This window comes from Bacillus cereus group sp. MG20 (genome assembly GCF_040459885.1).
In the GTDB taxonomy this organism is placed as follows: Bacteria; Bacillota; Bacilli; order Bacillales; family Bacillaceae_G; genus Bacillus_A; species Bacillus_A cereus.
Window position 1 is genome coordinate 3,010,064 of record NZ_JARVHF010000001.1, and the last position, 24,937, is coordinate 3,035,000.

The window sequence follows — 24,937 nt, forward strand, 5'->3', positions numbered from 1 at the left end:
GGTATGAGTAGAGCGGTAGTAGAGCTAAAAGACTTACAAACACACTTTCAAACGGAGGAAGGGACAGTGAAGGCTGTAAACCATGTTAGCTTTGCTGTTCGGGAAGGTGAAACGGTTTGTGTAGTAGGAGAATCAGGTTGCGGGAAGAGTGTAACGGCCTTATCTATTATGGGGCTTATTGCTGAATCTGGCAGTGTAGTAGGTGGAGACATTTTATATGAAGGAAAAAGTCTTTTAGGAATGAAAGAGAAAGAACTTCGTAGTTTACGAGGCAATGATATTGCGATGATTTTCCAAGAACCGATGACATCGCTAAATCCGGTCTTCACTGTAGGTGAGCAAATTGTAGAAACGCTAAGGGAGCATGAATTACTTAGTAAAAATGAAGCGTATAAGAAAGCAATTGAGTTAATTCGTAAAGTTGGCATAGCCCGTGCTAATGAAATTGTTCATTCTTATCCGCATGAATTGAGCGGCGGGATGTTACAACGTATTATGATTGCTGTTGCGCTTAGTTGTAATCCTAAGTTATTAATTGCAGATGAACCAACAACAGCTCTTGATGTTACGATTCAAGCTCAAATATTGGATTTACTAAGACAAGTGAAAGAAGAATTTAAAACGTCGATCTTATTAATTACACATGATTTAGGTGTCGTAGCAGAAATGGCTGATTACGTTGTCGTTATGTATGGCGGGAAAGTTATTGAAGAAGCTCCAGTACTAGAGATATTCCAAAATCCAAAACACCCTTATACGAAAGGATTGTTGAAATCAAAACCAGTAATGGGAAAACGAATAGATAAACTATATTCTATTCCAGGGCAAGTTCCGAATTTAGTTGGTTTAGGTGAGTTTTGCTACTTTAGTGGGCGTTGTGAGCATTGTATGGAAATATGTGAAAAAGAAGCCCCAAATCTAAATGTAAATGATGAAAATCATAAAGTAGCTTGCTGGTTATATGAGGAGCGTGCGGAACGATGAGTGAACCATTATTAGAGGTGAAAAACCTAAAGACATATTTTCCAATTAAAGGTGGCATATTTAGTAGAACGATTGGGCATGTAAAAGCAGTTGATGGAGTAAGTTTTACTATTAATAAAGGTGAAGTGTTTGGTCTCGTTGGCGAATCAGGGAGCGGAAAAACAACGATAGGAAAAACAATTTTACGTCTCGTTCAAAAAACGGAGGGGGAAGTGAAGTTTAAAGGGAAAGATGTTCATTCTTTATCCAAGGATGAATTGAGAAAACATCGCCCTAATATGCAGCTCGTTTTCCAAGATCCATTTAGCTCATTAAATCCGAGAATGAGAATTGGTGAAGCGCTTGGAGAGCCGATGTTGGCCCACGGATTAGCGACGAAAGAAAATGTTCGTGAAAAGGTAATTGAAGTATTGGAGTTATGTGGCTTAGCTCCTTATCATATTGACCGGTATCCCCATGAGTTTTCTGGTGGACAACGTCAGCGTATCGTAATCGCAAGGGCTATGGTATTAAATCCAGAATTCATTGTAGCTGATGAACCTGTGGCGGCACTAGATGTATCTATCCAAGCACAAATTATTAATTTATTTAGTGAGTTACAGGAGAAAAAGGGATTATCTTATTTATTCATTTCACATGATTTGAGTGTAGTAGAACATTTATGTACGAAAATCGGAATTATGTATTTAGGTACAATTGTGGAGACGGCGCCGCGTGATGAGTTATTTACCAATCCGCTACATCCGTATACAAAAGCATTGTTATCAGCTGTTCCAATACCAGATCCAACAGTGAAGCGAGAGCGAATTATACTAGAAGGGGATATTCCAAGTCCAGCAAATCCACCTTCGGGTTGTCGTTTTCATACACGTTGCCCGTTTGCAACAGATGTTTGTAAAAAAACAATACCAGAATTTCGTAATGTTGGTGATGATCATTTTGTTTCTTGTCATCATGTATAAAAAAAGGACTCTTTCAAATGGAAAGAGTCCTTTTTTTATTTACTAGATGAAGTTTGTTTCAATACAAATTGCTCGATTGCGTGAGAAACACCATGTTCATTGTTTGTTAATGTTATAACATCACATAGTTTTTTTACATCTTCTTCAGCGTTGCCCATTGCAACAGATAAGCCTGCTACTTCTAACATTGGTACATCATTAAAATTATCACCAATAGCAACTGTATCTTCAATAGGGATATTAAAATGAGCTGCCATCTGCTGTAGCCCGTTTCCTTTATGTCCATTCTTATCCATAATTTCTAAGTTAGTAGGAGCTGATGCTGTAACCATAATATCAGCGTCTTCTTGTAACACGCTTAATAGCTGTGCGCGATGCGCTGCATTAAATGTTGAAATGAAGAATTTAGATATTTCTAGTTCTTGGTTATTTACAACATCTTCTATTTTTTTGAAATCGGTAATTAGGTTCGATTTCTTTTGCTTTTCTGTAATTCGTTCAAGCTCCTCTAATGTAACATCGAGCGCATGCTTATTTTCTTCGAACGCTTGCATCACTTGATCTTGCCATGTATATGGAGAATAAACTCCTTTATTCGTATATAGCTTATATGGGAAACCTTCAGATTCTAGTAATTTTGCAAGTTTGTACACTTTGTCGTTTTGTATACAACGAGAGTTAATTACTTTTCCATCCACATAAACAATAGCCCCATTGCTTGCTCCGACTGGAAGAGATAATTTATATTCTTCCAATAGCTTTAAAGCATCCTCTTTCGCACGACCAGAACAAATCATTACAATATGACCAGCTTCTTGTGCAGTTTGGATTGCTTGTAGGTTTTCTTTGGAGATTTCAAGATTAGATGATAGTAGTGTACCATCCATATCTAATGCGATTAATTTCAAAATGACCACCTCTTTGTTTTTATTATACATAGTTATATAGAGGAAACATATAAACTTATCTTGGAAAGACGGTATTTTATCTCATATTAAAAGTAAGTAAAGATTAGATAAGTTTAGTGTCACTAAATAAACTGTTTGTAACAAAAATAGAGAGGAGGATGACTATATTTCACTTTATGACTGTAATATTACACGAATGTTACAAACGTGAGTTTAGTGAAAAGCGCATTAAATAAAGGTTTTCAGGGATTATTATAAAAAAACGTAAAAAAAGTGTAATAAATTTCACGTTATTATATTGCAACGTAACAATAGTTATGTTACATTAATGTTACAAACGTTACGTTATCAAATTTAATGTAACGTTAACATAAAAACTATGAAATAAACATTTCTTAGAAATTACATATAGATAACTTATGAAAAGGGAGGATAAATGATATGAAAGAGCAAGTATTACAAGTAACAAAAGGTGACTTCGTAGGATCAGCAAGTGGAGCGGTAGTATTAACAGCATTAATCGTATTTCTATCAAGCGTATTAGTATAATAGAAACTTTGTAACAAAAGAAAAAGAAGGGAGAATGAAAGATATGAAAGAGCAAGTATTACAAGTAACAAAAGGTGACTTCGTAGGATCAGCAAGTGGAGCGGTAGTATTAACAGCATTAATCGTATTTCTATCAAGCGTATTAGTATAATAGAAACTTTGTAACAAAAGAAAAAGAAGGGAGAATGAAAGATATGAAAGAGCAAGTATTACAAGTAACAAAAGGTGACTTCGTAGGATCAGCAAGTGGAGCAGTAGTATTAACAGCATTAATCGTATTTCTATCAAGTGTATTAGTATAATAGAAGTTTTGTAACAAAAGAAAAAGAAGGGAGAATGAAAGATATGAAAGAGCAAGTATTACAAGTAACAAAAGGTGACTTCGTAGGATCAGCAAGTGGAGCAGTAGTATTAACAGCATTAATCGTATTTCTATCAAGTGTATTAGTATAATAGAAGTTTTAAATCAAACAAAAATGGAAGGAGAATGAGGGATATGAACAGTGAACAAGTGTTTCAAGTAACAAAAACGGATTTATTAGGATCCTTAGGTGGAGCGGTAATATTAACATCATTTATTCTATTCCTTGCAAGTGTATTAGTATGATATATGTAAATACAACCATTCAAAAAAAATAAAGACTCTAACGTATTAGTAAGTAGTTAATATGTTGGAGTCTTTTTTATTTTCTTCTTATATACCTTCAAGTATTAAAGTTACCTCATTATTTAGCATCCATGGCTAATTAGACGCTGCGGTTGCAACTTGATTCAACGAATAATCAAAAATCAACTGAGTAAAAGCCTGATTGGTGAGGGCTGATTAAAGTTTCACTTTATTTCAAAGAGAAAAAAGTCGAATTTTATATGTAAGAAAAAAAGAGGAATTTGACAGAAAAGATAGAAAATTTTAAAGGTCAGAATTTGTTAGCTTGCTAACTAATTTCTATTAATTAATGTTGGAAGCGTTTTCGGTTGGTTTTAAGTATGGACCATTTAATCTATTTACAGGGGGATGAAGATATTATGAAACAAAAATCTATGGATACGCTAGCTGCACAAATGGAGGACTTTTTTCCAGTACGTGATGTAGATCATTTGGAATTTTACGTAGGGAATGCAAAGCAATCGAGTTATTATCTTGCGAGAGCATTCGGATTCAAAATTGTGGCTTACTCTGGATTAGAAACTGGAAACCGTGAAAAGGTATCTTATGTTCTTGTGCAAAAAAATATGCGTTTTGTTGTGTCTGGAGCTTTAAGTAGTGAAAATCGTATTGCAGAGTTTGTAAAGACTCATGGTGATGGCGTCAAGGATGTGGCACTACTTGTTGATGATGTTGATAAAGCATACTCAGAAGCAGTGAAACGTGGTGCCGTCGCAATTGCTCCACCAGAGGAATTAACAGATGAGGACGGTACATTGAAAAAAGCAGTTATTGGTACGTATGGTGATACAATTCATACGCTTGTAGAGCGTAAAAATTATAAAGGGGCATTTATGCCAGGATTCGAAAAGGTAGAGTTTAATATTCCATTTGAAGAGTCTGGCTTAATTGCTGTCGATCATGTAGTTGGTAATGTTGAAAAAATGGAAGAGTGGGTTAGTTATTACGAGAATGTCATGGGCTTTAAACAAATGATTCATTTTGATGATGATGATATTAGTACAGAGTATTCGGCTTTAATGTCGAAAGTTATGACAAATGGAAGCCGTATTAAGTTTCCTATTAACGAACCAGCAGACGGAAAGAGAAAGTCACAAATTCAAGAGTATCTAGAATTCTATAATGGAGCTGGTGTACAGCATCTTGCTTTATTAACAAGTGATATTGTTAAAACGGTTGAAGCGCTTCGTGCAAATGGGGTGGAGTTTTTAGATACACCTGATACTTATTATGATGAGTTAACTGCACGAGTTGGAAAAATTGATGAAGAAATTGATAAATTAAAAGAATTAAAGATCTTAGTAGATCGTGATGATGAAGGTTACTTACTACAAATCTTTACGAAACCAATTGTAGATCGCCCGACTTTATTTATTGAAATCATTCAACGTAAAGGTTCTCGTGGATTTGGTGAAGGAAACTTTAAAGCGTTATTCGAATCAATTGAAAGAGAACAAGAGCGTCGCGGAAACTTATAAGATTCATATCCACCAGCAAAAGTCCCTTTGCTGGTGGAAATTTCATTTTTATAAGGAGGAATCAGGATGAAATTTGTTACATTTCGTCTTCCTTCAAAAGAAATACGGGCTGGATGGCTTGAAGGTGACAAAGTAATAGATATGAATCTTGTTAGTGAAGGGAAAATCCCTTCTTCTATGATGGCTTTTTTAGAGAAAGCTGATGAGTATGTAGAAGTAGTGCAGAATATTAAGAATCCAAATAAGGGTATACATGCTTTAGAAGAAGTACAATTGACAGCTGCTCTGCCTAATCCGAGTAGTATTCGAGATTTTTACGCATTTGAACAACATGTAAAAACAGCTCGTGGACGAAGAGGACTAGATGTTGTGCCTGAATGGTATGATATTCCGGTTTTTTATTTTACTAATCATCGTGCTGTAATTGGTTCCGGTGATTTTGTAATTGGTCCGAAAAAGTCTAAAAAGCTTGATTATGAGCTGGAGATTGCTTGCGTAATAGGAAAAGAAGGGCGAAATATTTCTCGTGAGCAAGCAGAGGAATATATTTTTGGTTATTGTATTATGAACGACTGGAGTGCGAGAGACTTACAAGCAACAGAAATGAAAGTAGGTCTCGGTCCTGCGAAAGGAAAGGACTTTGCAACTTCGTTAGGAACACATCTTGTTACGAAAGAGGAATTAGATGTTTATCGTAATGGTGATCGATATGATTTAGAAATGACTGCTCATGTAAATGGAAAACTATTATCAAAGGGAAACTTCCAAGATATTTACTATACATTTGCTGAAATGATTGAACGTGCTTCAGAGGACGTGACGTTATATCCAGGAGATGTGATTGGTTCTGGGACAGTAGGAACAGGCTGTATTTTAGAACTTGGTACAGAAGAGTGGCTACAAGATGGAGATGTTGTAGAGCTGTCGATTACTGGTTTAGGTACACTACGTAATACGATCAAAAAAGAAAAGGAAGCGGGTGATGGGCATGTTTTATCGTCACATGGGAGAACTACCTCATAAACGACATGTACAATTTCGTAAAAAAGATGGATCGCTTTATCGTGAACAGGTAATGGGAACGAAAGGATTTTCTGGTACGCAGTCTATTTTGTATCATCACTATATGCCAACAGAAGTAGGTCATTCTGCATTATCGCATTCTTGTCAGTTGCAGTATGAAGAGGATGTTGCCCTTTCTCATCGCCACTTCCGAACGAAAGAAAATAAAAAAAGTGGTGATGCAATAAGTGGACGAAATTTCATACTTGGAAATGAAGATTTGTTAATTGGAGTAGTGAGCCCAACAGAAAAAATGGATTATTTCTATCGTAATGGTGATGGCGACGAAATGTTATTTGTTCATTATGGAACAGGGAAAATTGAAACAATGTTTGGAACGATTCACTATAGAAAAGGCGACTATGTAACGATCCCAATTGGAACGATTTATCGTGTTATTCCAGATGAAGGAGAGACTAAGTTTCTTGTTGTAGAGGCGAATAGCCAAATTACAACGCCGCGTCGTTATCGAAATGAATACGGACAATTGTTAGAGCATAGTCCGTTTTGTGAAAGAGATCTTCGTGGTCCAGAAAAATTAGAGACATATGATGAAAAAGGCGAGTTTGTCGTAATGACAAAATCAAGAGGCTATATGCATAAACATGTTTTAGGACACCACCCGTTAGATGTTGTTGGATGGGATGGCTATTTATATCCGTGGGTATTTAATGTAGAGGATTTTGAACCAATTACAGGGCGCATTCATCAGCCACCGCCAGTACATCAAACATTTGAAGGGCATAATTTTGTTATTTGCTCTTTCGTACCACGTTTATACGATTATCATCCAGAGTCAATTCCGGCACCATATTATCATAGTAATGTTAATAGTGATGAAGTTCTTTACTATGTAGAAGGAAACTTTATGAGTCGCAAAGGTGTGGAAGAAGGTTCTATTACACTTCATCCGAGCGGGATTCCCCATGGGCCGCATCCGGGGAAAACAGAGGCAAGTATCGGGAAGAAAGAGACACTTGAATTAGCTGTTATGATAGACACATTCCGTCCGCTTCGTATTGTAAAACAAGCACATGAAACAGAAGATGAAAAGTATATGTATAGTTGGATTGAACAAGGTTCATATACTGTGAAATAAGTAAAAAAAGGCATGCTCTCAATAAGGGAGCATGCCTTTTTTGTGGAATCGACATGTATAATAATACCAAAAAGAGTTGTCGAAAGATATATAGAAAGAATGATAAGGATAGTGCATATTCAGAAGAATTTCTACTTGTTTCGACAAAAGTATTGACTAGGAAAAGCGTAATGAGTAAAATAAAAAAGCGAATTAAAAATTTTCAGAAAATTTAAAACTTGGAGGAGTGAAAGATGAAGCAAATTTTTCAAAAGAAGCCAATTGCAAAGTTAATGCAAGAAAGTAAGCAAAAAACGTTAGCAAGAACATTGGGCGCGCTAGATTTAACTATGCTTGGAATCGGAGCAATTGTTGGAACTGGTATTTTTGTTCTAACGGGTGTTGTGGCAGCGAAACATTCTGGGCCAGCTATTATATTATCATTTGCGATTGCCGCGCTAGCTTGTGCCTTTGCTGCATTTTGTTATGCTGAATTTGCTTCTTCAGTTCCTGTCTCGGGCAGTGTGTATACGTATACATACGCGACGATGGGGGAAGTATTCGCATTTTTAATTGGCTGGGACTTAATGCTTGAATATTTACTTGCTACATCTGCTGTAGCAAACGGTTGGTCTGCATATTTTCAATCTTTATTAAAGGGGTTTGGAATCCACATTCCGACTATTCTCTCCTCGGCTCCTGGTACAGGAAAGGGTGGAATAATTGATCTACCTGCAGTTCTAATTATTTTAGTGATGACAGTTCTTTTATCTAGAGGTGTTCGTGAAAGTGCACGAGTAAATAACATTATGGTATTTATTAAAATAGCAGTTGTTCTTATTTTTATTTTTGCTGGTTTTAATTATGTGAAACCTGAAAACTGGACGCCTTTTATGCCATTTGGTTTAGATGGTGTAATGGCTGGAGCGGCCACAGTATTCTTCGCATTTATAGGATTTGATGCAGTTTCAACAGCGGCAGAAGAAGTGAAACGTCCGCAACGTGATTTACCAATTGGTATTATTGCATCGTTATTAATTTGTACAGTTCTTTATATCGTTGTTTCGCTTATTTTGACAGGAATTGTTCCATACGGCCAGCTAAATATATCAGATCCAGTTGCTTTTGCACTGCAATTTATTGGACAAGATGGCTTAGCGGGGGTAATTTCAGTAGGAGCAATTACAGGGATTACAACAGTAATGCTAGTTATGATGTATGGGCAAGTTCGTGTTTCTTATGCGATGAGCCGAGATGGTTTATTACCGAAGCGTCTTGCTAAAGTTCATCCGAAATTTAAAACGCCATTTTTAAATACATGGACAACGGGAATTATTGCGGCACTGATTTCAGGATTAATAGATTTAAATGTTTTAGCACATCTTGTAAACATGGGGACATTGTCAGCATTTGCACTCGTAGCTGTTGCGGTAATTGTAATGAGAAGAACCCATCCAGACTTACCAAGGGCATTTAAGGCTCCGCTTGTACCATTTTTACCAGCGTTAACAGTGATTTTCTGTTTATACTTAATGCTTCAATTATCGGGGACAGCATGGATTAGTTTTGGGATATGGATGGTTATTGGTATAGCGGTTTACTTCTTATATAGCCGAAAACATAGTGCTTTAAATAATAGTAAAAAAGAAGAAGATGTTGCGAATTTATAAGCGAAAAAAATCCATTCTAATTCTGTTAGAATGGATTTTTTTATTTGAAAATTTACATTTTTTCTGAATTTATTATAAGATAATTGTTGGCTAACTAAAGGAGTGAAATGATGAAAAATACGTGGCGTGAGTTAAGGGAGATGGACCGTAACGTATGGATTCGATTTATTGGAGAGACGTTAAATGGAATTGCAATGATGATGTTAATGCCTTTTTTTGCATTATATTTAAAAGATAAGGTAGATTCGTTGTTGGAAGTTGGGGTTATTATGGCGCTTTCTCCAATTGCTGCAAGCTTTGGTTCACTTATAGGAGGGAGAATTGCTGACATATATGGAAGAAAGCCGATTATGATATTTTCTATGGCAAGTAATGCATTATTAATGCTCGGTTTTCTATTTATAGAAGGATTTATTCCATATGCAATTTTATCTATTTTTTTAGGATTGAGTAATTCTTTATTTCATCCAGCTGCATCAGCTATGGTCGCAGATGTAACGGCACCAGAAAAAAGAACAGAGGCATATGGTTTATTACGAATGGGACACAATATAGGTGCTGCGATTGGTCCGATAATGGGAGCATCAGTAGTTGTGTTGTCAAAGAATCTTGTGTTTATTATTGCCTCTTCTACAATGCTATTTTATGCGTTACTTGTATTACTTCTTATTCAAGAGACGATGCCAAAGAGGACAGATAAGGAAGAACATAAAGAAAAGGAATCTGGGGCAGTTTGGAAAATTGTCATGCGAGATAAGGCATTAATGATTTACTTATTAGCAGGTATTATCATTTCGATGGGGTTTTCTCAAACAGAAGGCATGTTGCCACTACATTTTGATAACGAAATGAAGCGTATTTTTGGAGCGAATAATCCATATCCATATTTAATGGCGTTAAACGGACTATTAGTTGTTTTATTCCAATTTCAAATTTCAAAATGGGCTACGGATAAACCAGTCGGGAAGACGATGTTATATGGTGCATGTTTGTTCGGGATTGGATTGTTTTTTATAGGGTGGTTACCCAAGTGGTTTGGAGAGTTTAATACAAATGCTACAGTTATTTTAATAACACTACTGTTCGTTTATGCTATATATACGTTAGGTGAGATGATTATGTCGCCTGTACAGATGACATTTGTAGCAAACTTGGCCCCTGAGCATTTGAGAGGGACTTATATGGGCGCTGCAAGTTTGCAGTGGATTACAGGAAGCGCATTTGGTCCACTTTTGGGAGGCTTTTTATTAGATCGATTACTTGGCCACTTGCTATTTACAATTTTAGCTGTAGGATGTGTAGTTGCAGGTATTGTATATATTTCTTTAGATCGCCTTGTTGAGCAAAGGCAAAAAGATACACTAACCAAACAATCTTCTTAGTAAATAGGTGACATACACAAAAAAGGGGATTTCTACATATTTTAGGTACATAACTAGATAGGATTACCATTTCATTTTAAAATTCACCTTTGTATAGTAGTGGAATAGAAAAAGTGTAGAAAACCAATAAGTGGTGTCATTTAATTATTTGTGGAAGTTACATTTTATTTCAAATAGGAACTACCTATTTTTATAAAAAGTGCTAAAATAGAAAAATGAAAACAATTGGTTAGGGTGATTTCAGTGACAAAAATTAAATTAGGTTTATTATATGGTGGAAAATCAGCTGAGCATCAAGTTTCGTTACAGACGGCTCTTGCTGCTATTAAAGCGTTAAATCAAGATAAATTCGAGATTCATCCAATTTATATTACAGAACAAGGTCAATGGGTACGTGGTGAGCGTATTGAAGGTGAAGTAACAGATGTTGAAGCTTTAAAAATGAGTGGTGCAGAAAATGCGATTTCTCCGTTATCATTAAGTACAGAGATTATTCCATCTGCAGCTTCTGAGGAAAACGCTATTGATGTTATTTTCCCATTACTACATGGACCAAACGGTGAAGATGGAACGGTTCAAGGATTATTAGAATTGATGAATATTCCGTATGTAGGAAATGGTGTTCTAGCATCATCTGCTGGTATGGATAAAGTTGTTATGAAAAACATCTTTGCAGAGGCTGGTTTAAAACAAGCAAAATATGCGTCTTTCATTCGCAGTGCATGGGAAAAAGATCGTCAGGAAGCTTATTCTAAAGTAGAAGATAAGTTAGGATATCCTTGTTTCGTAAAACCAGCAAACCTTGGTTCAAGTGTTGGTATTAATAAGTGTAAAAATCGTGAAGAACTTGAGAATGCATTTGTAGAGGCATTCCAATTTGATCGCAAAATTATTGTAGAAGAAAATATTGTAGGTCGTGAAGTAGAAGTTGGGGTACTAGGTAATGATGAGCCGAAATGTTCAGTTGTAGGTGAAATCGTTCCGAAAAAGGACTTCTATGATTATAAGTCGAAATATATCGATGGTGATACGGCATTAATTATTCCAGCTGAAATGACAGAAGAAGAATCTGATGTGATTAAGCGTGATGCAATTATTGCGTTCCAATCATTAGATGGTGCAGGCTTAACGCGAGCTGATTTCTTCTTAACGAAAGACGGAGAAGTGTATATTAACGAAGTAAACACTATGCCAGGATTTACACCGTTTAGTATGTTCCCTCTATTATGGCAACATACTGGGTTACCGTATCCAGAGTTAATCGAAGAGTTAATTCGTTTAGCGATTGAACGTCACGAAGAAAAACAAAAAATTAAATATACAATCTAACAAAAAAAGGAGGAAGCACTATTCGTAGGAATAGTGCTTCCTCTATGTAAGGAGCGTTTCTATATGATAAAGCGAATGTTAAAGCAAGTAGAACAGATGGTAAATGGTACTGGATTAGCAGAGCAATATGAGGGAACTATTATTCAAGGCGTGTCTATTGATACGAGAAAAATTGAAAAAGGAAACTTATATGTTCCGATTCAAGGGGAGCGTTTCGATGGACATGCTTTTGTAGATAAAGCAGTTGAAAATGGAGCTGTAGCTACATTGTGGATGAAAGATGTAGCAAATCCACCCGAGAATCTTCCGGTTATTTTTGTAGAAGATACGCTATCTGCACTGCAAATGTTAGCGAAAAACTATCGCGATCAATTGGATGTTAAAGTTGTTGGTGTGACAGGTAGTAACGGTAAAACATCCACGAAAGATATTGTGACAAGTATTCTCGCGACTAAGTTCAAAGTTCAAAAAACAGAAGGAAATTTCAATAACCATATTGGGTTACCTCTCACTATTTTAAACTTAGAAGAAAATACAGAAGTAGCTGTATTAGAAATGGGTATGTCAAGCCGAGGAGAGATTGAATTTTTATCTAAGTTAGCTCGTCCTAATGCAGCTATCATTACGAATATTGGTGAAGCACATTTAATGGATTTAGGATCTCGTGAGGCCATTGCTGAAGCGAAATTAGAAATTGTTACAGGGTTACAAGAAGGTGGCGTGTTCGTATATAATGGAGATGAGCCGTTATTAACGAATCGTGTTCCTGAAATGAATTTAGCAGTGGAAACAGTTACGTTTGGTGATGCAAGAGCCAACGATTACTATCCAACAACTGTAACATTACAGGCAACTGGGACACATTTTAAAATGAATAGAGATGAAAATATTTCATTCTACCTACCGGTGTTAGGAAAACATAATGTGTACAATACACTTGCTTCAATGGCAATTGCGACACATTTTGGTGTGACGTGGGAAGAAATGAAACAAGGTTTAGTAACACTTCAAATGACGGGCATGCGTATGGAGATTGTAAAAACGGATAGTGGATTAACAATTATCAACGATGCTTATAATGCAAGTCCGACGGCTATGGAGGCAGCATTCCATTTAATGAATGGTTTAGATGGATTTACTAAAAAAATCGTTGTGCTTGGTGATATGTTAGAACTTGGAAATCAAGAAGTGCAGTTCCATTATGAGGTAGGTAAATTAATCGATCCAGCAAAAATCTCACATGTATTCACATACGGTAGATTAGGAGCTCAAATTGCTGAAGGAGCGAAAATTAATTTCCCTAATGAACGTGTAAAGGCGTATGATAATAAAGAAGAGTTAGTAAGAGATTTACAAGCAGTAGTCGATGCGAAAGATGTTGTATTAATAAAAGCATCTCGCGGTATGAAATTAGAAGAAGTAATTACGATGTTGAAATAATTGGTGTATATAAATAGGGATGATAGTCACGAAAATAGAAGAAACTTATAATAAGCGCTTACAGTAAATGATAAAAAAATAAAAGTAAAGAAAAAGGCCCTGAATATAAAATAAGGTAACAGTTGGGTTTGCTTTTTACACATACAAAACTTATAATTGATAAAGTGTAATAACGTTTAGAAGTATTTTCGTGAAGAATATACGCCCGGTTATATACGTGAGCATTCAGGAAAAGGGCTTTTCCGCAAATTCGGAAAACGCCTTTTTTTAAATGATAAGTATAGGATAGAAAAGGAGAAGTAACATTGACAACATTTCGAGAATTAGGATTAAGTGAGTCTTTACTGCAATCGGTTGAAAGTATGGGCTTTGAAGAGGCTACGCCGATTCAAGCTGAAACAATTCCACATGCATTGCAAGGTAAGGATATTATTGGGCAAGCGCAAACAGGTACAGGGAAAACAGCAGCATTCGGATTACCACTATTAGATAAAGTGGATACAAATAAAGAAGCAGTTCAAGGTATTGTTATCGCGCCAACGCGTGAATTAGCAATTCAAGTTGGAGAAGAGCTATACAAAATTGGTAAACATAAACGTGTTCGTATTCTACCAATTTATGGTGGTCAAGATATTAACCGCCAAATTCGTGCTCTAAAAAAACACCCACACATTATTGTTGGTACGCCGGGTCGTATTTTAGATCATATTAACCGTAAAACACTTCGCTTACAAAACGTAGAGACTGTTGTTCTTGATGAAGCGGATGAAATGTTAAACATGGGCTTCATTGAAGATATTGAAGCGATTTTAACAGATGTGCCAGAAACACATCAAACATTATTATTCTCAGCGACAATGCCAGATCCAATCCGTCGTATTGCTGAGCGTTTCATGACTGAGCCTCAACACATTAAAGTAAAAGCAAAAGAAGTAACAATGCCAAACATTCAGCAGTTCTATTTAGAAGTGCAAGAAAAGAAAAAGTTTGACGTGTTAACACGCTTACTAGATATTCAATCTCCAGAGCTTGCGATCGTATTCGGTCGTACAAAGCGTCGTGTTGATGAATTATCAGAAGCATTAAACTTACGTGGTTATGCAGCAGAAGGTATTCATGGTGACTTAACACAGGCGAAACGTATGTCTGTATTACGTAAATTTAAAGAAGGTGCTATTGAAGTTCTTGTTGCAACAGACGTTGCTGCACGTGGTCTTGATATTTCAGGCGTAACACACGTATACAACTTCGATATCCCACAAGATCCAGAATCATACGTTCACCGTATCGGTCGTACTGGCCGTGCAGGTAAAAAAGGTATTGCAATGTTATTTGTAACACCACGTGAATCAGGACAATTAAAAAATATCGAGCGTACAACAAAGCGTAAAGTTGATCGTATGGAAGCACCGACACTTGATGAGGCATTAGAAGGTCAACAACGTTTAATCGCTGAAAAACTTCAAAGCACAATCCAAAATGAGAACTTATCATACTACAAGCGTATTGCAGAAGAAATGTTAGAAGAGAATGACTCTGTAACAGTAGTAGCTGCTGCTTTAAAAATGATGACTAAAGAGCCGGATACAACTCCGATTGCTTTAACATCAGAACCACCAGTTGTTTCAAGAGGTGGCGGTTCTAAAAAACGTGGCGGTAACGGAGGCGGATACCGTGATGGTAACCGTAATCGTAGTCGTGACGGACGTGGCGGTGGCGATGGTCGTAACCGTGATGGACGTAATCGTGACGGAAACCGTGATCGCAATCGTGATGGAAACCGTGATCGTAATCGTGATGGTGGTAGTCGTGGTCGTAGAGGTGAAGGTCAAGGTCGTCCAGGATCTTCAAATGGACGCGGCGAAAGAAAACATCATAGCCGTCCACAAGCTTAATAAAAAAGAGAATGCCCTTTGTTGGCATTCTCTTTTTTTTATTTCTGTAATTGTGCATACTACATAGTAGTTATGATAGAAAAGGGGCTGTTATATGCTTGTAAGGCTTGGTTACGTTGCGATGAGTGTGCATTTGAAGAATGCATCCCCATCTCAAACGATGACGTACGCACAGTTTCAGAAAATAGATGATCGTGATGCTGCAATTCGTAAACTTGAAAGAATTGCTAATTCCAATTTGGAAAATTGTTTACGTTTATTAAAGCATAATAAGGGACATGACATATCTTTCTTTCGGCTTAGTTCTAAGCTCATTCCTTTAGCGAATCATGAGGAATTGCTAGAGTGGAACTATATTCGTCCTTTAAAAGAAAAATTGAAAGAATTAGGTGAATATGCAATTCATATGAATATGCGAATTGATTTCCATCCAGATCATTTTGTTGTACTAAATTCACCTGAGGAGAGTGTTTTTAAACAATCTGTAAAGACATTGCAGATGCACAAAAAATTATTAAAAGGCATGGGGATTGAACATAAGCAACGATGTGTACTACATGTTGGAGGAGGGTATAAAGATAAAGAACTTGCATTAGAGCGTTTTATAGAGAATTGGTCTAATGTCCCAAGGGGTATTCAAGAAATGATTATATTAGAAAATGATGATACAACTTTTACGTTAGAGGAAACATTATATTTAGGAGAAAAATTAGATATTCCCGTCGTGTTTGATTTGCATCACCATATGATGAATAATGAGCAAGAAGATTGGTATGAAGATTGGGCACGTGTTGTTCATACGTGGGAAACATCTTTGTTACCGGTTAAAATGCATATCTCTAGCCCTAGAGAGGGAAAAGATCCAAGAGCTCATGCAGATTATATTAATGTAGACGCATTTTTATCTTTTTTAAGAAGGATAAAGGGAAGTGTGCCGCAAATTGATTGTATGATTGAGGCGAAGATGAAGGATGAGTCTTTATTTCAATTAATGAGGGATTTAAACGAACAGGTAGATGTAGAAATTATCGATGGTGCAAGCTTTTATATTAAATAAGCTTTGCACCATCGTTTTTTTTTGTTAAAAAAGGAGTTAAAATGCCGCCGGTTATTAAACCTGTTAAATGACTGATCGGATTGGCGGAAGGATTAAAGAAAGTAAATAGCAGTAATAGAAGTATCATAATTGAGAAAATGGCAATTTCTTTTGGTTTTGAAGAGCGGTATCGATTGTACAATAAAAATAATTGTGCGCCTAATAGTCCGAAAATACCACCTGATGCACCTGCGTGAATATATTCAGGAGGCATAATAATATAAGAAGAAATATTTCCGGAAATTCCAGAAAGAAAAAATAGAATAAAAAAAGAAAAGTGTCCGAGTTGCTTTTCGATAGAAGAACCAAGTGCAAACAAAAAAATACTATTAGAAAGAAAATGTTGTAAGTCTACATGTACCAGAAGGGAAGTTATGACACGCCACCATTCTCCTTTAGCGATATATTCATTAGAGGCTGCCAGTGGGAAGAGGAAAAAGTCGCCTAATATCATCATGACTAAGTGAATAAAAAGTAAGGTGAGAATAGTCGGTTGTAAAGAAATCTGAGTAGATCTTATTAGCATACGGTTACTATCACCCCTTTTGCATCAGAAAGATTCTCTGTTATTCTTATCAATATGAAAGAAGAAAGTTAAATAGAAGAAGGGGATTTTGAAATGATTATAGGGATTGGAATCGATATTATTGAATTAAATCGTATTGAAAAAATGCTAGATGGAAAGCTTAAATTTATGGAACGTATTTTAACAGAAAATGAACGTAATGTTGCTATGGAGCTGAAAGGAAGTCGTCTTACAGAGTTTGTAGCTGGAAGGTTTGCAGCGAAAGAGGCGTATTCAAAAGCTGTAGGTACTGGTATCGGGAAAGAAGTGAGCTTTTTAGATATTGAAGTGAAAAATGATGAAAGAGGTAAGCCGATGCTGATTACAAGTACAGAGTATGTTGTTCATTTATCAATTAGTCATAGTAAGGAATTTGCTGTTGCTCAAGTTGTTTTAGAAAGCTCGTCACGCTAGTCTGCATATTTTATATCTTTGTCTCATATATTTGAGGTAGCGATAAGGAAGGTACATCTTCCATTCATTTATAGGGGCAAAGGGGCTGAAGTGATGAAAAGGCGTCTGTTTTTAGTTCTTGTCGGTTTGTTGACCGTTTTTGTGTTGGCGGGTTGTGTGGAAAAGAAACAAGATGATGTCGTGAGAGATTTAGAGGCGAAAGTAAAAGGGATGAAAAGTTATCAAGCTGAAGCGAAATTATCTATTAAAACAGGAAATGAGCCTCAGGAGTATAATGTAGAGATTTGGCATAAGGAACCGTCTTTTTATCGTGTGAATTTAAAGAATGCAAAAAAAGATCAGAGCCAAATCATTTTAAGAAATGAAGAAGGTGTATTTGTATTAACGCCAGCACTTAATAAGAGCTTCCGTTTTCAAAGTGATTGGCCGCAAAATAGCAGCCAGGCTTATTTATATGAATCACTTGTAAGAGATATTTTGCAGGATAAGAAAAACCTTACTTTCGAGAAAACAGATAAGTATTATATTTTTAAAACAAAAACAAACTATCAACATCAAAATATGTTGCCGAAACAAGAGATTACGCTGAAGAAGAGCGATTTGACTCCAGTTTCAGTGAAGTTAATGGATAATGATCAAAATGTTCTTGTAAAAGTAGATTTCTCGAAGGTGAAATTCGATGCGAAATTTGATAAAGGTGCATTTGATACGAAACAAAATATGTCTAGAGCGCAGGTAGATGTTCAAACAACAGCGAAAGAAGACAAACCGTTTGCTATTTTGTATCCACTTGATACACCGCAAGGTATGAATCTGCAAGATGAAAAAGAGTTGAAGACAGACAGTGGCAAGCGTGCGATACTCACATACACTGGAAATAAGAAATCCTTTACTTTAATACAAGAAAAGGCAAAAGTTGCAGAGGCTTCATCAGCGGTAAGTGTAAGTGGAGAACCAGTTGATCTTGGGTTTACGATTGGTGCATTGACGAAAGACTCTGTAACGTGGTCGCATAACGGAGTAGAATATATGCTCGTGTCTAAAGGTTTAGAGCCGAAGGAGCTACTAATGGTTGCTCGTTCAGTTACAGCGAAGCAGGTGAAGTAAACTTCTTAGACGTGGTGATATATGTGCACCACGTCTTTTCTTAGTTTGAAGGTGGATTTCATAAAAGAAGCATATAAAAGAATAAGCTTCGCATATCGTGTATAAGGAAGTGTATTTATGGAAGAAGCACCATTTTACCGTGACACTTGGGTGGAAGTGGATTTAGATGCCATTTATAACAACGTTACGCATATTAAAGAGTTCATCCCGAGTGATGTAGAGATTTTTGCTGTAGTTAAAGCAAATGCATATGGGCACGATTATGTACCGGTGGCTAAAACGGCATTAGAAGCGGGTGCAACAAGGTTAGCAGTTGCTTTTTTAGATGAAGCTTTAGTGCTTCGGAGGGCTGGTATTACTGTGCCGATTTTAGTGTTAGGTCCCTCGCCGCCGCGTGATGTAAATGTAGCTGCTGAAAATGATGTAGCGCTAACTGTTTTTCAAAAAGAATGGGTGGACGAAGCAATTAAACTTTGGGATGGTTCATCTGTAATGAAATTCCATATTAACTTTGATAGTGGTATGGGGAGAATTGGAATACGTGAAAGAAAAGAACTGAAAGCATTTTTAAAGAGTTTAGAAGGTGCACCGTTTTTAGAGTTAGAAGGAGTATACACGCATTTTGCAACGGCAGATGAGGTTGAGACTTCGTATTTTGATAAGCAATATAACACGTTCTTAGAGCAGTTAAGTTGGTTGAAAGAATTCGGAGTGGATCCTAAGTTTGTCCATACAGCTAATAGTGCTGCCACGTTACGTTTTCAAGGGATTACATTTAATGCAGTGCGAATTGGGATTGCAATGTATGGATTATCTCCTTCTGTAGAAATACGTCCTTTTTTACCATTTGAATTAGAACCGGCGCTATCACTGCATACGAAAGTAGCTCATATTAAACAGGTGATTAAAGGTGATGGAATTAGTTATAACGTCACTTATCGAACGAAAACTGAAGAATGGATCGCGACTGTAGCGATTGGTTATGCAGATGGATGGCTTAGAAGATTACAAGGATTTGAAGTGCTTATAAATGGTAAAAGGGTACCGATTGTAGGGCGAGTAACAATGGATCAGTTCATGATTCATCTTCCTTGTGAAGTGCCGCTTGGTACGAAAGTTACGCTTATTGGAAGGCAGGGAGATGAGTATATTAGCGCTACAGAGGTTGCGGAATATTCAGGGACTATTAATTATGAAATTATTGCAACGATCAGTTTCCGTGTGCCAAGAATATTTATACGGAATGGTAAGGTTGTAGAGATAATTAATTACTTGAACAATATATAGAAGGTAGTATGATTGCTTCTTGTCATTGGAGTGACTGTTCATTGCTGGATAATAAGCTCTTTTTGATGAGAAGCTTTTTACTTATAATCATTTTTTATATAAGTTACACGTAAGTTTTGAAGAGGAGTTCTATTGTTTTTAGTTAGTTATGAGATAAAAAATTTAAGAAGATGAATGTTTTGTTTATGAATTGGAAAACATAAGCAAGGAATAAGGAAGTCTTTGCAACAGGCTCCATACAATGGTATTATTACAATAGGTGTCATATATATATTTGGGTGTGTAGTTGACGGTGGAGGTGTATTTTTGTGTCCGAATCAAGTGTAACTACTGAAATCGTGGTTCGGTTGCCAAAGCAAATGGTAACGGAATTGGACGGAATTGGAAAACAAGAGAATAAGAATCGCCATGAACTAATTTGCCAGGCAACACAATTGTTATTGCGTCAACATAAGACGAAGAAACGCTACCAACATGAATCAATGCGACGTGGGTATATTGAAATGGGAAAAATTAATCTTGGTATTGCATCTGAAGCTTTCTTAGCGGAGTATGAAGCAGCTCATACAGTAGAACGCTTAGTTAGCGGGGGGTAATATTTTGATTGTAAAACGCGGCGACGTGTATTTTGCAGACCTTTCCCCAGTTGTTGGTTCTGAGCAAGGAGGCGTTCGTCCGGTTCTTGTCATTCAAAATGACATCGGAAATCGTTTTAGTCCAACGGTGATTGTAGCGGCTATTACTGCACAGATTCAAAAAGCGAAATTACCCACTCATGTGGAAATTGATGCGAAAAAGTATGGTTTTGAGAGAGATTCTGTTATTTTACTTGAGCAGATTCGAACAATCGATAAGCAACGCTTAACGGACAAAATCACTCATTTAGATGAAGTGATGATGAGTCGTGTAGATGAAGCGTTACAAATTAGTTTAGGACTAATAGATTTTTAAATCGGCAGTTTAAGTTGCTCTCTTTAAAGGGCAACTTTTTTTTATTATAGAGGAGGTTACGGTTGTATATGGAAATGGTAGATAATCGACAAGCGTTAATGAAAATGTTAGTGAAAGAATTAGGCTTTAGCGAAAAGCAAGTTCGTCATGTTATTCAATTAACAGAAGAAGGTAATACAGTTCCATTTATTGCTCGTTACCGAAAAGAATGGACAGGCTCTTTAGATGAGGTGCAAATTCGTGCGATTTTAGAGAGATGGCAATATATGATGCAACTTGAAGATAGGAAGGAAGAAGTTATTCGTCTTATTGATGAGAAGGGAAAACTGACAGGAGAGCTAAGGCAGCAAATTGTTAAAGCTACAAAGTTGCAGGAAGTAGAAGATTTGTATCGTCCATATAAAGAGAAAAGAAGAACGAAAGCGACGATTGCAAAAGAAAAAGGGTTAGAACCGTTAGCTGAATGGTTGTTGTTATATAAGAAAGAAGATCCGGCTAAAAAGGCAGTGGAATTTATTAATGCAGAGAAAGAAGTGCAATCTGCAGAAGAAGCTTTACAAGGTGCACAAGACATTATCGCAGAAATGATTTCAGATGAAGCTACGTATCGTAGTTGGATTCGAAATATTACTTTTAGAAAAGGTATTATGTCTTCGTCTGTAAAAGGTGAAGAAAAAGATGAAAAGAATATATATGAAATGTATTACAGTTATGAAGAACCATTGCAAAAAGTAGTACCACATCGTGTATTAGCAATGAATCGCGGTGAGAAAGAAGATATATTGAGAGTTTCTGTTGTCCCACCAGTAGATGAGATATTAAATTTCTTATATAAGAAAGTAATTCGTGATAACGATTCTAAAAGTGCGCAGTATGTACAATTAGCGATTGAAGATGGTTATAAACGATTAATTCAATCTTCAATCGAAAGAGAAATTCGTAAAGAATTAACAGAAACAGCTGAAGAACAAGCGATACATATTTTCTCTGAGAACTTACGTAACTTATTATTACAACCTCCGATGAAAGGGAAAGTCGTGCTAGCGGTAGACCCGGCATATAGAACTGGTTGTAAATTATCTGTAGTAGATGATACGGGGAAAGTACTACATATTGATGTTATTTATCCGCATCCGCCTGTTCGTAAATATGATGACGCAAAAACGAAAGTTCTTTCTATTATAGATAAATATCAAGTTGAAATGATTGCAATTGGTAATGGGACAGCATCTAGAGAAACAGAGGAATTTATAGTAGATGTATTACAAAGTGTGAAACAGGAAGTCTTTTATATTATTGTAAATGAAGCGGGTGCTAGTGTATATTCAGCTTCTGATTTAGCTCGTGAAGAATTCCCGAATTTACAAGTTGAAGAGAGAAGTGCCGTTTCTATTGGAAGACGTCTGCAAGATCCACTGGCTGAACTTGTGAAAATTGATCCTAAATCAGTTGGGGTTGGACAATACCAACATGATGTATCTCAAAAGAGATTGAATGAGTCATTAACATTTGTAGTAGAGACAGCTGTTAACCAAGTTGGGGTTAATGTAAATACGGCTTCGGTTGCATTGTTACAATATGTTTCAGGTTTATCGAAAACTGTTGCGAAAAATATTGTGGCAAAGAGAGAAGAGGGTGGGAAATTCACAAAGCGCACGGAATTAAAGAAAATCCCACGTTTAGGTGCAAAGACGTACGAACAATGTATAGGTTTCTTGCGTATATTAGAAGGAGCGAATCCATTAGATCGAACAGGTATTCATCCCGAACAATATAAAAATGTTGAATTGTTATTGAAGAGTTTAGGGTTATCGATAGATGACGTAGGACAACCGCAATTACAAAAGAGATTGGAAGAAGTAGAGATTTCTAAGTTGTCTCAAGAAACGGGGGTTGGGGAGCCGACGTTAGTTGATATTATAGATGCGCTCATTAGCCCAGAACGAGATATGAGGGATGAGTTGCCTAAACCACTTCTGAAAAAAGGGATTTTGAAATTAGAAGATTTAAAACGTGGTATGGAACTAGAAGGAACAGTGCGTAATGTTGTTGATTTTGGTGCTTTTGTTGATGTAGGCGTAAAGCAAGATGGTTTAGTGCATATTTCTAAGCTTAGTAAACAGTTTGTAAAGCATCCGTTAGATGTTGTATCAGTAGGACAAATTGTAAAAGTATGGGTAGATGATATTGATACAAAAAAAGGACGCGTTGCACTATCTATGTTGCCGATTGAATAGTAAGAGAAGAGAGCAGATGAAACTGCTCTTTTTTTATAGAATAAAAAGTGTAATGGATTATGAGTTTTGATGTATTTTGCTATAATAAAACCAGCATTCATTTAGCAATTTAATTTGATACCGGTTTTTTTCGAAATATGCACGTTGCATCTGTTTTTTTAGCCACGTAGGCATAGGAATCCCTCCTTGTTTAATCCTACTCTCAAAAATCTAAAGTGCTATTGATGAGAGGTTGGTGAGTGGATTTCTATTCATGTTGTGTTTTTAGAAACCACGCGTCTTGAATGAGGATGGGTATATGTACTATTTAATATATGTATAAGAAGCGTGAAAAGTGTAAAAATATTTTTTTGTTTAGGAGGAATGAGAATGGACGAGGAAGAAATTCAACGGCTAGTGGAAGAAGTATCGCTACAATACTTCGGAATGCCATTTTTACATAAAGCAACGTTCAATAGTAGGCTGCGTACAACTGGTGGGCGTTATCTGTTGAAGAGTCACAATGTTGAACTGAATTATCGATATTACGAAATGTATGGTAAGGAGGAGTTAATCGGAATCATCAAACATGAACTGTGTCATTATCACTTGCATATTACAGGAAGAGGGTATAAGCACAGGGACAGAGATTTTCGTGAGTTGTTAAAGAAAGTTGATGCACCTCGTTTTTGTAAACGAATGATTAATGAAGAGAAGGAAAAAAAGATTTATAAGTATGAATGTATGGAGTGTTTACTTCAATATGTAAGAAGGCGTCAAATAAATACAAAAAGATATGTCTGCGGAAAGTGTAAAGGGAAACTCAAACCGATATCGAAAACATCTTGACAGTAAAAACGCAATCCAGTATATTATAAACATGTCACGTTTGAACAAGATGTTGTTAAAAACTTCTTGACTTACAGAAAGAATTTTTATAAGATACAAATTGTCTTCATTATTCCGCAGTAGCTCAGTGGTAGAGCTATCGGCTGTTAACCGATCGGTCGTAGGTTCGAGTCCTACCTGCGGAGCCATACAGAGAAGTACCCAAGTGGCTCAAGGGGCTCCCCTGCTAAGGGAGTAGATCGCTAACGCGGTGCGAGGGTTCGAATCCCTTCTTCTCTGCCATACATATTGGCCCGTTGGTCAAGTGGTTAAGACACCGCCCTTTCACGGCGGTAACACGGGTTCGAATCCCGTACGGGTCACCACTTCGGAGGATTAGCTCAGCTGGGAGAGCACCTGCCTTACAAGCAGGGGGTCGGCGGTTCGATCCCGTCATCCTCCACCATATGAATTTTATATGAATAGTATTATCGCGGGGTGGAGCAGTACGGTAGCTCGTCGGGCTCATAACCCGAAGGTCGCAGGTTCAAATCCTGTCCCCGCAACCAAATGGTCCCGTGGTGTAGTGGTTAACATGCCTGCCTGTCACGCAGGAGATCGCCGGTTCGACCCCGGTCGGGACCGCCATTTTAACTTCTGCTAATTGGCAGTTGTTTTTTATTGGACATTATGGTACAATAACATTTGTCTTTGAAAATAAGATATTTTTTCGATGGGCTATAGCCAAGCGGTAAGGCAACGGACTTTGACTCCGTCATGCGCTGGTTCGAATCCAGCTAGCCCAGCCATTTACGAGCCATTAGCTCAGTTGGTAGAGCATCTGACTTTTAATCAGAGGGTCGAAGGTTCGAATCCTTCATGGCTCACTTTTGTTTTTTCCGCGCGGTCGTGGCGGAACGGCAGACGCGCTAGGTTGAGGGCCTAGTGGGGGAAACCCCGTGGAGGTTCAAGTCCTCTCGGCCGCATCAAAAAAATCTTTAAAAAAGTACTTGCATTTGAAAATGTAGTATGATAAGATAATTGAGTCGCCAAAATACAACGACGAAAA

At 36.9% G+C, this 24,937-nt stretch carries 26 protein-coding genes and 9 tRNA genes; 32 read left to right on the forward strand and 3 right to left on the reverse strand.

Annotated elements, in window-relative coordinates; genetic code table 11:
* Positions 1–3: 3 nt before the first annotated feature.
* Positions 4–984, forward strand: coding sequence for an ABC transporter ATP-binding protein (locus QCI81_RS15540; protein ID WP_000085617.1), 981 nt, complete (start codon positions 4–6; stop codon positions 982–984).
* Complete coding sequence (locus QCI81_RS15545) at positions 981–1,946, forward strand: ABC transporter ATP-binding protein (protein ID WP_001294500.1); 966 nt, start codon at positions 981–983, stop codon at positions 1,944–1,946. Before QCI81_RS15540 ends, QCI81_RS15545 begins: the two co-directional genes overlap by 4 nt.
* 35 nt (positions 1,947–1,981) lie before the next feature.
* Here QCI81_RS15545 and QCI81_RS15550 read toward each other — a convergent pair whose 3' ends face one another.
* The gene (locus QCI81_RS15550) at positions 1,982–2,854 is read right to left on the reverse strand and encodes a Cof-type HAD-IIB family hydrolase (RefSeq protein WP_071731305.1); all 873 of its coding nucleotides are present in this window, start codon (positions 2,852–2,854) and stop codon (positions 1,982–1,984) included.
* A gap of 441 nt (positions 2,855–3,295) precedes the next feature.
* Between QCI81_RS15550 and QCI81_RS15555 the strand changes: the two genes are divergently transcribed.
* From QCI81_RS15555 to uvsE, 14 genes are all read left to right on the forward strand, one after another.
* A complete protein-coding gene (locus QCI81_RS15555; RefSeq protein WP_000664237.1) occupies positions 3,296–3,403 on the forward strand; it encodes a DUF3948 family protein in 108 nt (35 codons plus the stop codon).
* 34 nt (positions 3,404–3,437) lie between these two features.
* On the forward strand, positions 3,438–3,554 hold the full coding sequence (locus QCI81_RS15560; RefSeq protein WP_000654250.1) for a DUF3948 family protein: 117 nt from the start codon (positions 3,438–3,440) through the stop codon (positions 3,552–3,554).
* A 34-nt stretch (positions 3,555–3,588) separates the two neighbouring features.
* Positions 3,589–3,705: a DUF3948 family protein gene (locus QCI81_RS15565; protein ID WP_000654250.1), complete on the forward strand. Its 117-nt coding sequence runs from the start codon at positions 3,589–3,591 to the stop codon at positions 3,703–3,705.
* 34 nt (positions 3,706–3,739) lie between these two features.
* A complete protein-coding gene (locus QCI81_RS15570) occupies positions 3,740–3,856 on the forward strand; it encodes a DUF3948 family protein (protein ID WP_000654250.1) in 117 nt (38 codons plus the stop codon).
* A 43-nt stretch (positions 3,857–3,899) separates the two neighbouring features.
* Complete coding sequence (locus QCI81_RS15575; protein ID WP_001083691.1) at positions 3,900–4,010, forward strand: DUF3948 family protein; 111 nt, start codon at positions 3,900–3,902, stop codon at positions 4,008–4,010.
* A 419-nt stretch (positions 4,011–4,429) separates the two neighbouring features.
* The gene (gene hppD, locus QCI81_RS15580; RefSeq protein WP_053565411.1) at positions 4,430–5,548 is read left to right on the forward strand and encodes a 4-hydroxyphenylpyruvate dioxygenase; all 1,119 of its coding nucleotides are present in this window, start codon (positions 4,430–4,432) and stop codon (positions 5,546–5,548) included.
* 66 nt (positions 5,549–5,614) lie between these two features.
* Positions 5,615–6,571, forward strand: a complete 957-nt coding sequence (locus QCI81_RS15585; protein ID WP_071731893.1) for a fumarylacetoacetate hydrolase family protein — start codon at positions 5,615–5,617, stop codon at positions 6,569–6,571.
* Positions 6,537–7,709 carry a homogentisate 1,2-dioxygenase gene (locus QCI81_RS15590; protein WP_014481934.1) on the forward strand — a complete coding sequence of 391 codons (1,173 nt, stop codon included), beginning with the start codon at positions 6,537–6,539 and terminating at the stop codon, positions 7,707–7,709. Before QCI81_RS15585 ends, QCI81_RS15590 begins: the two co-directional genes overlap by 35 nt.
* 233 nt (positions 7,710–7,942) lie before the next feature.
* A complete protein-coding gene (gene bcaP, locus QCI81_RS15595; protein WP_000809361.1) occupies positions 7,943–9,358 on the forward strand; it encodes a branched-chain amino acid transporter BcaP in 1,416 nt (471 codons plus the stop codon).
* Positions 9,359–9,468: 110 nt separating this feature from the next.
* Positions 9,469–10,740 (forward strand): MDR family MFS transporter, encoded by a 1,272-nt coding sequence (locus tag QCI81_RS15600; protein ID WP_000799720.1) that lies wholly within the window; start codon positions 9,469–9,471, stop codon positions 10,738–10,740.
* A 243-nt stretch (positions 10,741–10,983) separates the two neighbouring features.
* A complete protein-coding gene (locus QCI81_RS15605) occupies positions 10,984–12,069 on the forward strand; it encodes a D-alanine--D-alanine ligase (protein ID WP_071731892.1) in 1,086 nt (361 codons plus the stop codon).
* A 63-nt stretch (positions 12,070–12,132) separates the two neighbouring features.
* Positions 12,133–13,509: a UDP-N-acetylmuramoyl-tripeptide--D-alanyl-D-alanine ligase gene (gene murF, locus QCI81_RS15610; protein ID WP_353810847.1), complete on the forward strand. Its 1,377-nt coding sequence runs from the start codon at positions 12,133–12,135 to the stop codon at positions 13,507–13,509.
* A 305-nt stretch (positions 13,510–13,814) separates the two neighbouring features.
* Positions 13,815–15,404: a degradosome RNA helicase CshA gene (gene cshA / locus QCI81_RS15615; RefSeq protein WP_000206602.1), complete on the forward strand. Its 1,590-nt coding sequence runs from the start codon at positions 13,815–13,817 to the stop codon at positions 15,402–15,404.
* A gap of 94 nt (positions 15,405–15,498) precedes the next feature.
* Positions 15,499–16,461, forward strand: a complete 963-nt coding sequence (uvsE, locus tag QCI81_RS15620; RefSeq protein ID WP_000961144.1) for a UV DNA damage repair endonuclease UvsE — start codon at positions 15,499–15,501, stop codon at positions 16,459–16,461.
* On the opposite strand, the gene QCI81_RS15625 is transcribed toward uvsE, so the two are convergent.
* Complete coding sequence (locus QCI81_RS15625) at positions 16,454–17,026, reverse strand: rhomboid family intramembrane serine protease (RefSeq protein WP_000908525.1); 573 nt, start codon at positions 17,024–17,026, stop codon at positions 16,454–16,456. The two genes, uvsE and QCI81_RS15625, sit on opposite strands and share 8 nt — an antisense overlap.
* 93 nt (positions 17,027–17,119) lie before the next feature.
* Between QCI81_RS15625 and acpS the strand changes: the two genes are divergently transcribed.
* From acpS to QCI81_RS15655, 6 genes are all read left to right on the forward strand, one after another.
* Positions 17,120–17,479, forward strand: coding sequence for a holo-ACP synthase (gene acpS / locus QCI81_RS15630; RefSeq protein WP_000583419.1), 360 nt, complete (start codon positions 17,120–17,122; stop codon positions 17,477–17,479).
* 156 nt (positions 17,480–17,635) lie between these two features.
* Entirely contained in the window at positions 17,636–18,586 is a 951-nt protein-coding gene (locus QCI81_RS15635) for a LolA family protein (RefSeq protein ID WP_071731890.1), read from the forward strand.
* 117 nt (positions 18,587–18,703) lie between these two features.
* Positions 18,704–19,873: an alanine racemase gene (alr, locus tag QCI81_RS15640; RefSeq protein ID WP_000390593.1), complete on the forward strand. Its 1,170-nt coding sequence runs from the start codon at positions 18,704–18,706 to the stop codon at positions 19,871–19,873.
* A gap of 308 nt (positions 19,874–20,181) precedes the next feature.
* Positions 20,182–20,469 carry an antitoxin EndoAI gene (locus tag QCI81_RS15645; protein ID WP_000004570.1) on the forward strand — a complete coding sequence of 96 codons (288 nt, stop codon included), beginning with the start codon at positions 20,182–20,184 and terminating at the stop codon, positions 20,467–20,469.
* Between the two features lie 4 nt (positions 20,470–20,473).
* On the forward strand, positions 20,474–20,824 hold the full coding sequence (gene ndoA, locus QCI81_RS15650) for a type II toxin-antitoxin system endoribonuclease NdoA (RefSeq protein ID WP_000635965.1): 351 nt from the start codon (positions 20,474–20,476) through the stop codon (positions 20,822–20,824).
* A 68-nt stretch (positions 20,825–20,892) separates the two neighbouring features.
* Positions 20,893–23,061, forward strand: a complete 2,169-nt coding sequence (locus QCI81_RS15655) for a Tex family protein (protein ID WP_065481543.1) — start codon at positions 20,893–20,895, stop codon at positions 23,059–23,061.
* A 57-nt stretch (positions 23,062–23,118) separates the two neighbouring features.
* Here the strand turns inward: QCI81_RS15655 and cmpA are convergent, their stop codons facing one another.
* Positions 23,119–23,235, reverse strand: coding sequence for a cortex morphogenetic protein CmpA (gene cmpA, locus QCI81_RS15660; protein WP_001143640.1), 117 nt, complete (start codon positions 23,233–23,235; stop codon positions 23,119–23,121).
* Positions 23,236–23,430: 195 nt separating this feature from the next.
* Between cmpA and QCI81_RS15665 the strand changes: the two genes are divergently transcribed.
* The 10 genes from QCI81_RS15665 (at position 23,431) to QCI81_RS15710 (ending at position 24,854) form a co-directional block, all read left to right on the forward strand.
* Positions 23,431–23,889: a SprT family protein gene (locus QCI81_RS15665; RefSeq protein ID WP_016083957.1), complete on the forward strand. Its 459-nt coding sequence runs from the start codon at positions 23,431–23,433 to the stop codon at positions 23,887–23,889.
* 113 nt (positions 23,890–24,002) lie between these two features.
* Positions 24,003–24,077, forward strand: a tRNA-Asn gene (locus tag QCI81_RS15670).
* A gap of 3 nt (positions 24,078–24,080) precedes the next feature.
* Positions 24,081–24,171 (forward strand) — tRNA-Ser (locus tag QCI81_RS15675).
* An 8-nt stretch (positions 24,172–24,179) separates the two neighbouring features.
* Positions 24,180–24,254, forward strand: a tRNA-Glu gene (locus QCI81_RS15680).
* Between the two features lie 4 nt (positions 24,255–24,258).
* Positions 24,259–24,334: transfer RNA gene (locus QCI81_RS15685), tRNA-Val, on the forward strand.
* Positions 24,335–24,360: 26 nt separating this feature from the next.
* Positions 24,361–24,437: transfer RNA gene (locus tag QCI81_RS15690), tRNA-Met, on the forward strand.
* Between the two features lie 3 nt (positions 24,438–24,440).
* Positions 24,441–24,516 (forward strand) — tRNA-Asp (locus tag QCI81_RS15695).
* An 86-nt stretch (positions 24,517–24,602) separates the two neighbouring features.
* Positions 24,603–24,677: transfer RNA gene (locus tag QCI81_RS15700), tRNA-Gln, on the forward strand.
* 5 nt (positions 24,678–24,682) lie between these two features.
* A tRNA-Lys gene (locus QCI81_RS15705) sits at positions 24,683–24,755 on the forward strand.
* Positions 24,756–24,771: 16 nt separating this feature from the next.
* A tRNA-Leu gene (locus tag QCI81_RS15710) sits at positions 24,772–24,854 on the forward strand.
* Positions 24,855–24,937: the final 83 nt, after the last annotated feature.

Bases quoted from the DNA above. Each gene is read 5' to 3' on its own strand.
- QCI81_RS15585 (WP_071731893.1), top strand. From the start codon at position 5,615: ATGAAATTTGTTACATTTCGTCTTCCTTCAAAAGAAATACGGGCTGGA.
- QCI81_RS15565 (WP_000654250.1), top strand. From the start codon at position 3,589: ATGAAAGATATGAAAGAGCAAGTATTACAAGTAACAAAAGGTGACTTC.
- QCI81_RS15540 (WP_000085617.1), top strand. From the start codon at position 4: ATGAGTAGAGCGGTAGTAGAGCTAAAAGACTTACAAACACACTTTCAA.
- QCI81_RS15665 (WP_016083957.1), top strand. From the start codon at position 23,431: ATGGACGAGGAAGAAATTCAACGGCTAGTGGAAGAAGTATCGCTACAA.
- QCI81_RS15575 (WP_001083691.1), top strand. From the start codon at position 3,900: ATGAACAGTGAACAAGTGTTTCAAGTAACAAAAACGGATTTATTAGGA.
- QCI81_RS15590 (WP_014481934.1), top strand. From the start codon at position 6,537: ATGTTTTATCGTCACATGGGAGAACTACCTCATAAACGACATGTACAA.
- bcaP (WP_000809361.1), top strand. From the start codon at position 7,943: ATGAAGCAAATTTTTCAAAAGAAGCCAATTGCAAAGTTAATGCAAGAA.
- hppD (WP_053565411.1), top strand. From the start codon at position 4,430: ATGAAACAAAAATCTATGGATACGCTAGCTGCACAAATGGAGGACTTT.
- QCI81_RS15600 (WP_000799720.1), top strand. From the start codon at position 9,469: ATGAAAAATACGTGGCGTGAGTTAAGGGAGATGGACCGTAACGTATGG.
- QCI81_RS15560 (WP_000654250.1), top strand. From the start codon at position 3,438: ATGAAAGATATGAAAGAGCAAGTATTACAAGTAACAAAAGGTGACTTC.
- alr (WP_000390593.1), top strand. From the start codon at position 18,704: ATGGAAGAAGCACCATTTTACCGTGACACTTGGGTGGAAGTGGATTTA.
- uvsE (WP_000961144.1), top strand. From the start codon at position 15,499: ATGCTTGTAAGGCTTGGTTACGTTGCGATGAGTGTGCATTTGAAGAAT.
- murF (WP_353810847.1), top strand. From the start codon at position 12,133: ATGATAAAGCGAATGTTAAAGCAAGTAGAACAGATGGTAAATGGTACT.
- QCI81_RS15555 (WP_000664237.1), top strand. From the start codon at position 3,296: ATGAAAGAGCAAGTATTACAAGTAACAAAAGGTGACTTCGTAGGATCA.
- acpS (WP_000583419.1), top strand. From the start codon at position 17,120: ATGATTATAGGGATTGGAATCGATATTATTGAATTAAATCGTATTGAA.
- QCI81_RS15625 (WP_000908525.1), bottom strand. From the start codon at position 17,026: ATGCTAATAAGATCTACTCAGATTTCTTTACAACCGACTATTCTCACC.
- QCI81_RS15545 (WP_001294500.1), top strand. From the start codon at position 981: ATGAGTGAACCATTATTAGAGGTGAAAAACCTAAAGACATATTTTCCA.
- QCI81_RS15655 (WP_065481543.1), top strand. From the start codon at position 20,893: ATGGAAATGGTAGATAATCGACAAGCGTTAATGAAAATGTTAGTGAAA.
- QCI81_RS15570 (WP_000654250.1), top strand. From the start codon at position 3,740: ATGAAAGATATGAAAGAGCAAGTATTACAAGTAACAAAAGGTGACTTC.
- cmpA (WP_001143640.1), bottom strand. From the start codon at position 23,235: ATGCCTACGTGGCTAAAAAAACAGATGCAACGTGCATATTTCGAAAAA.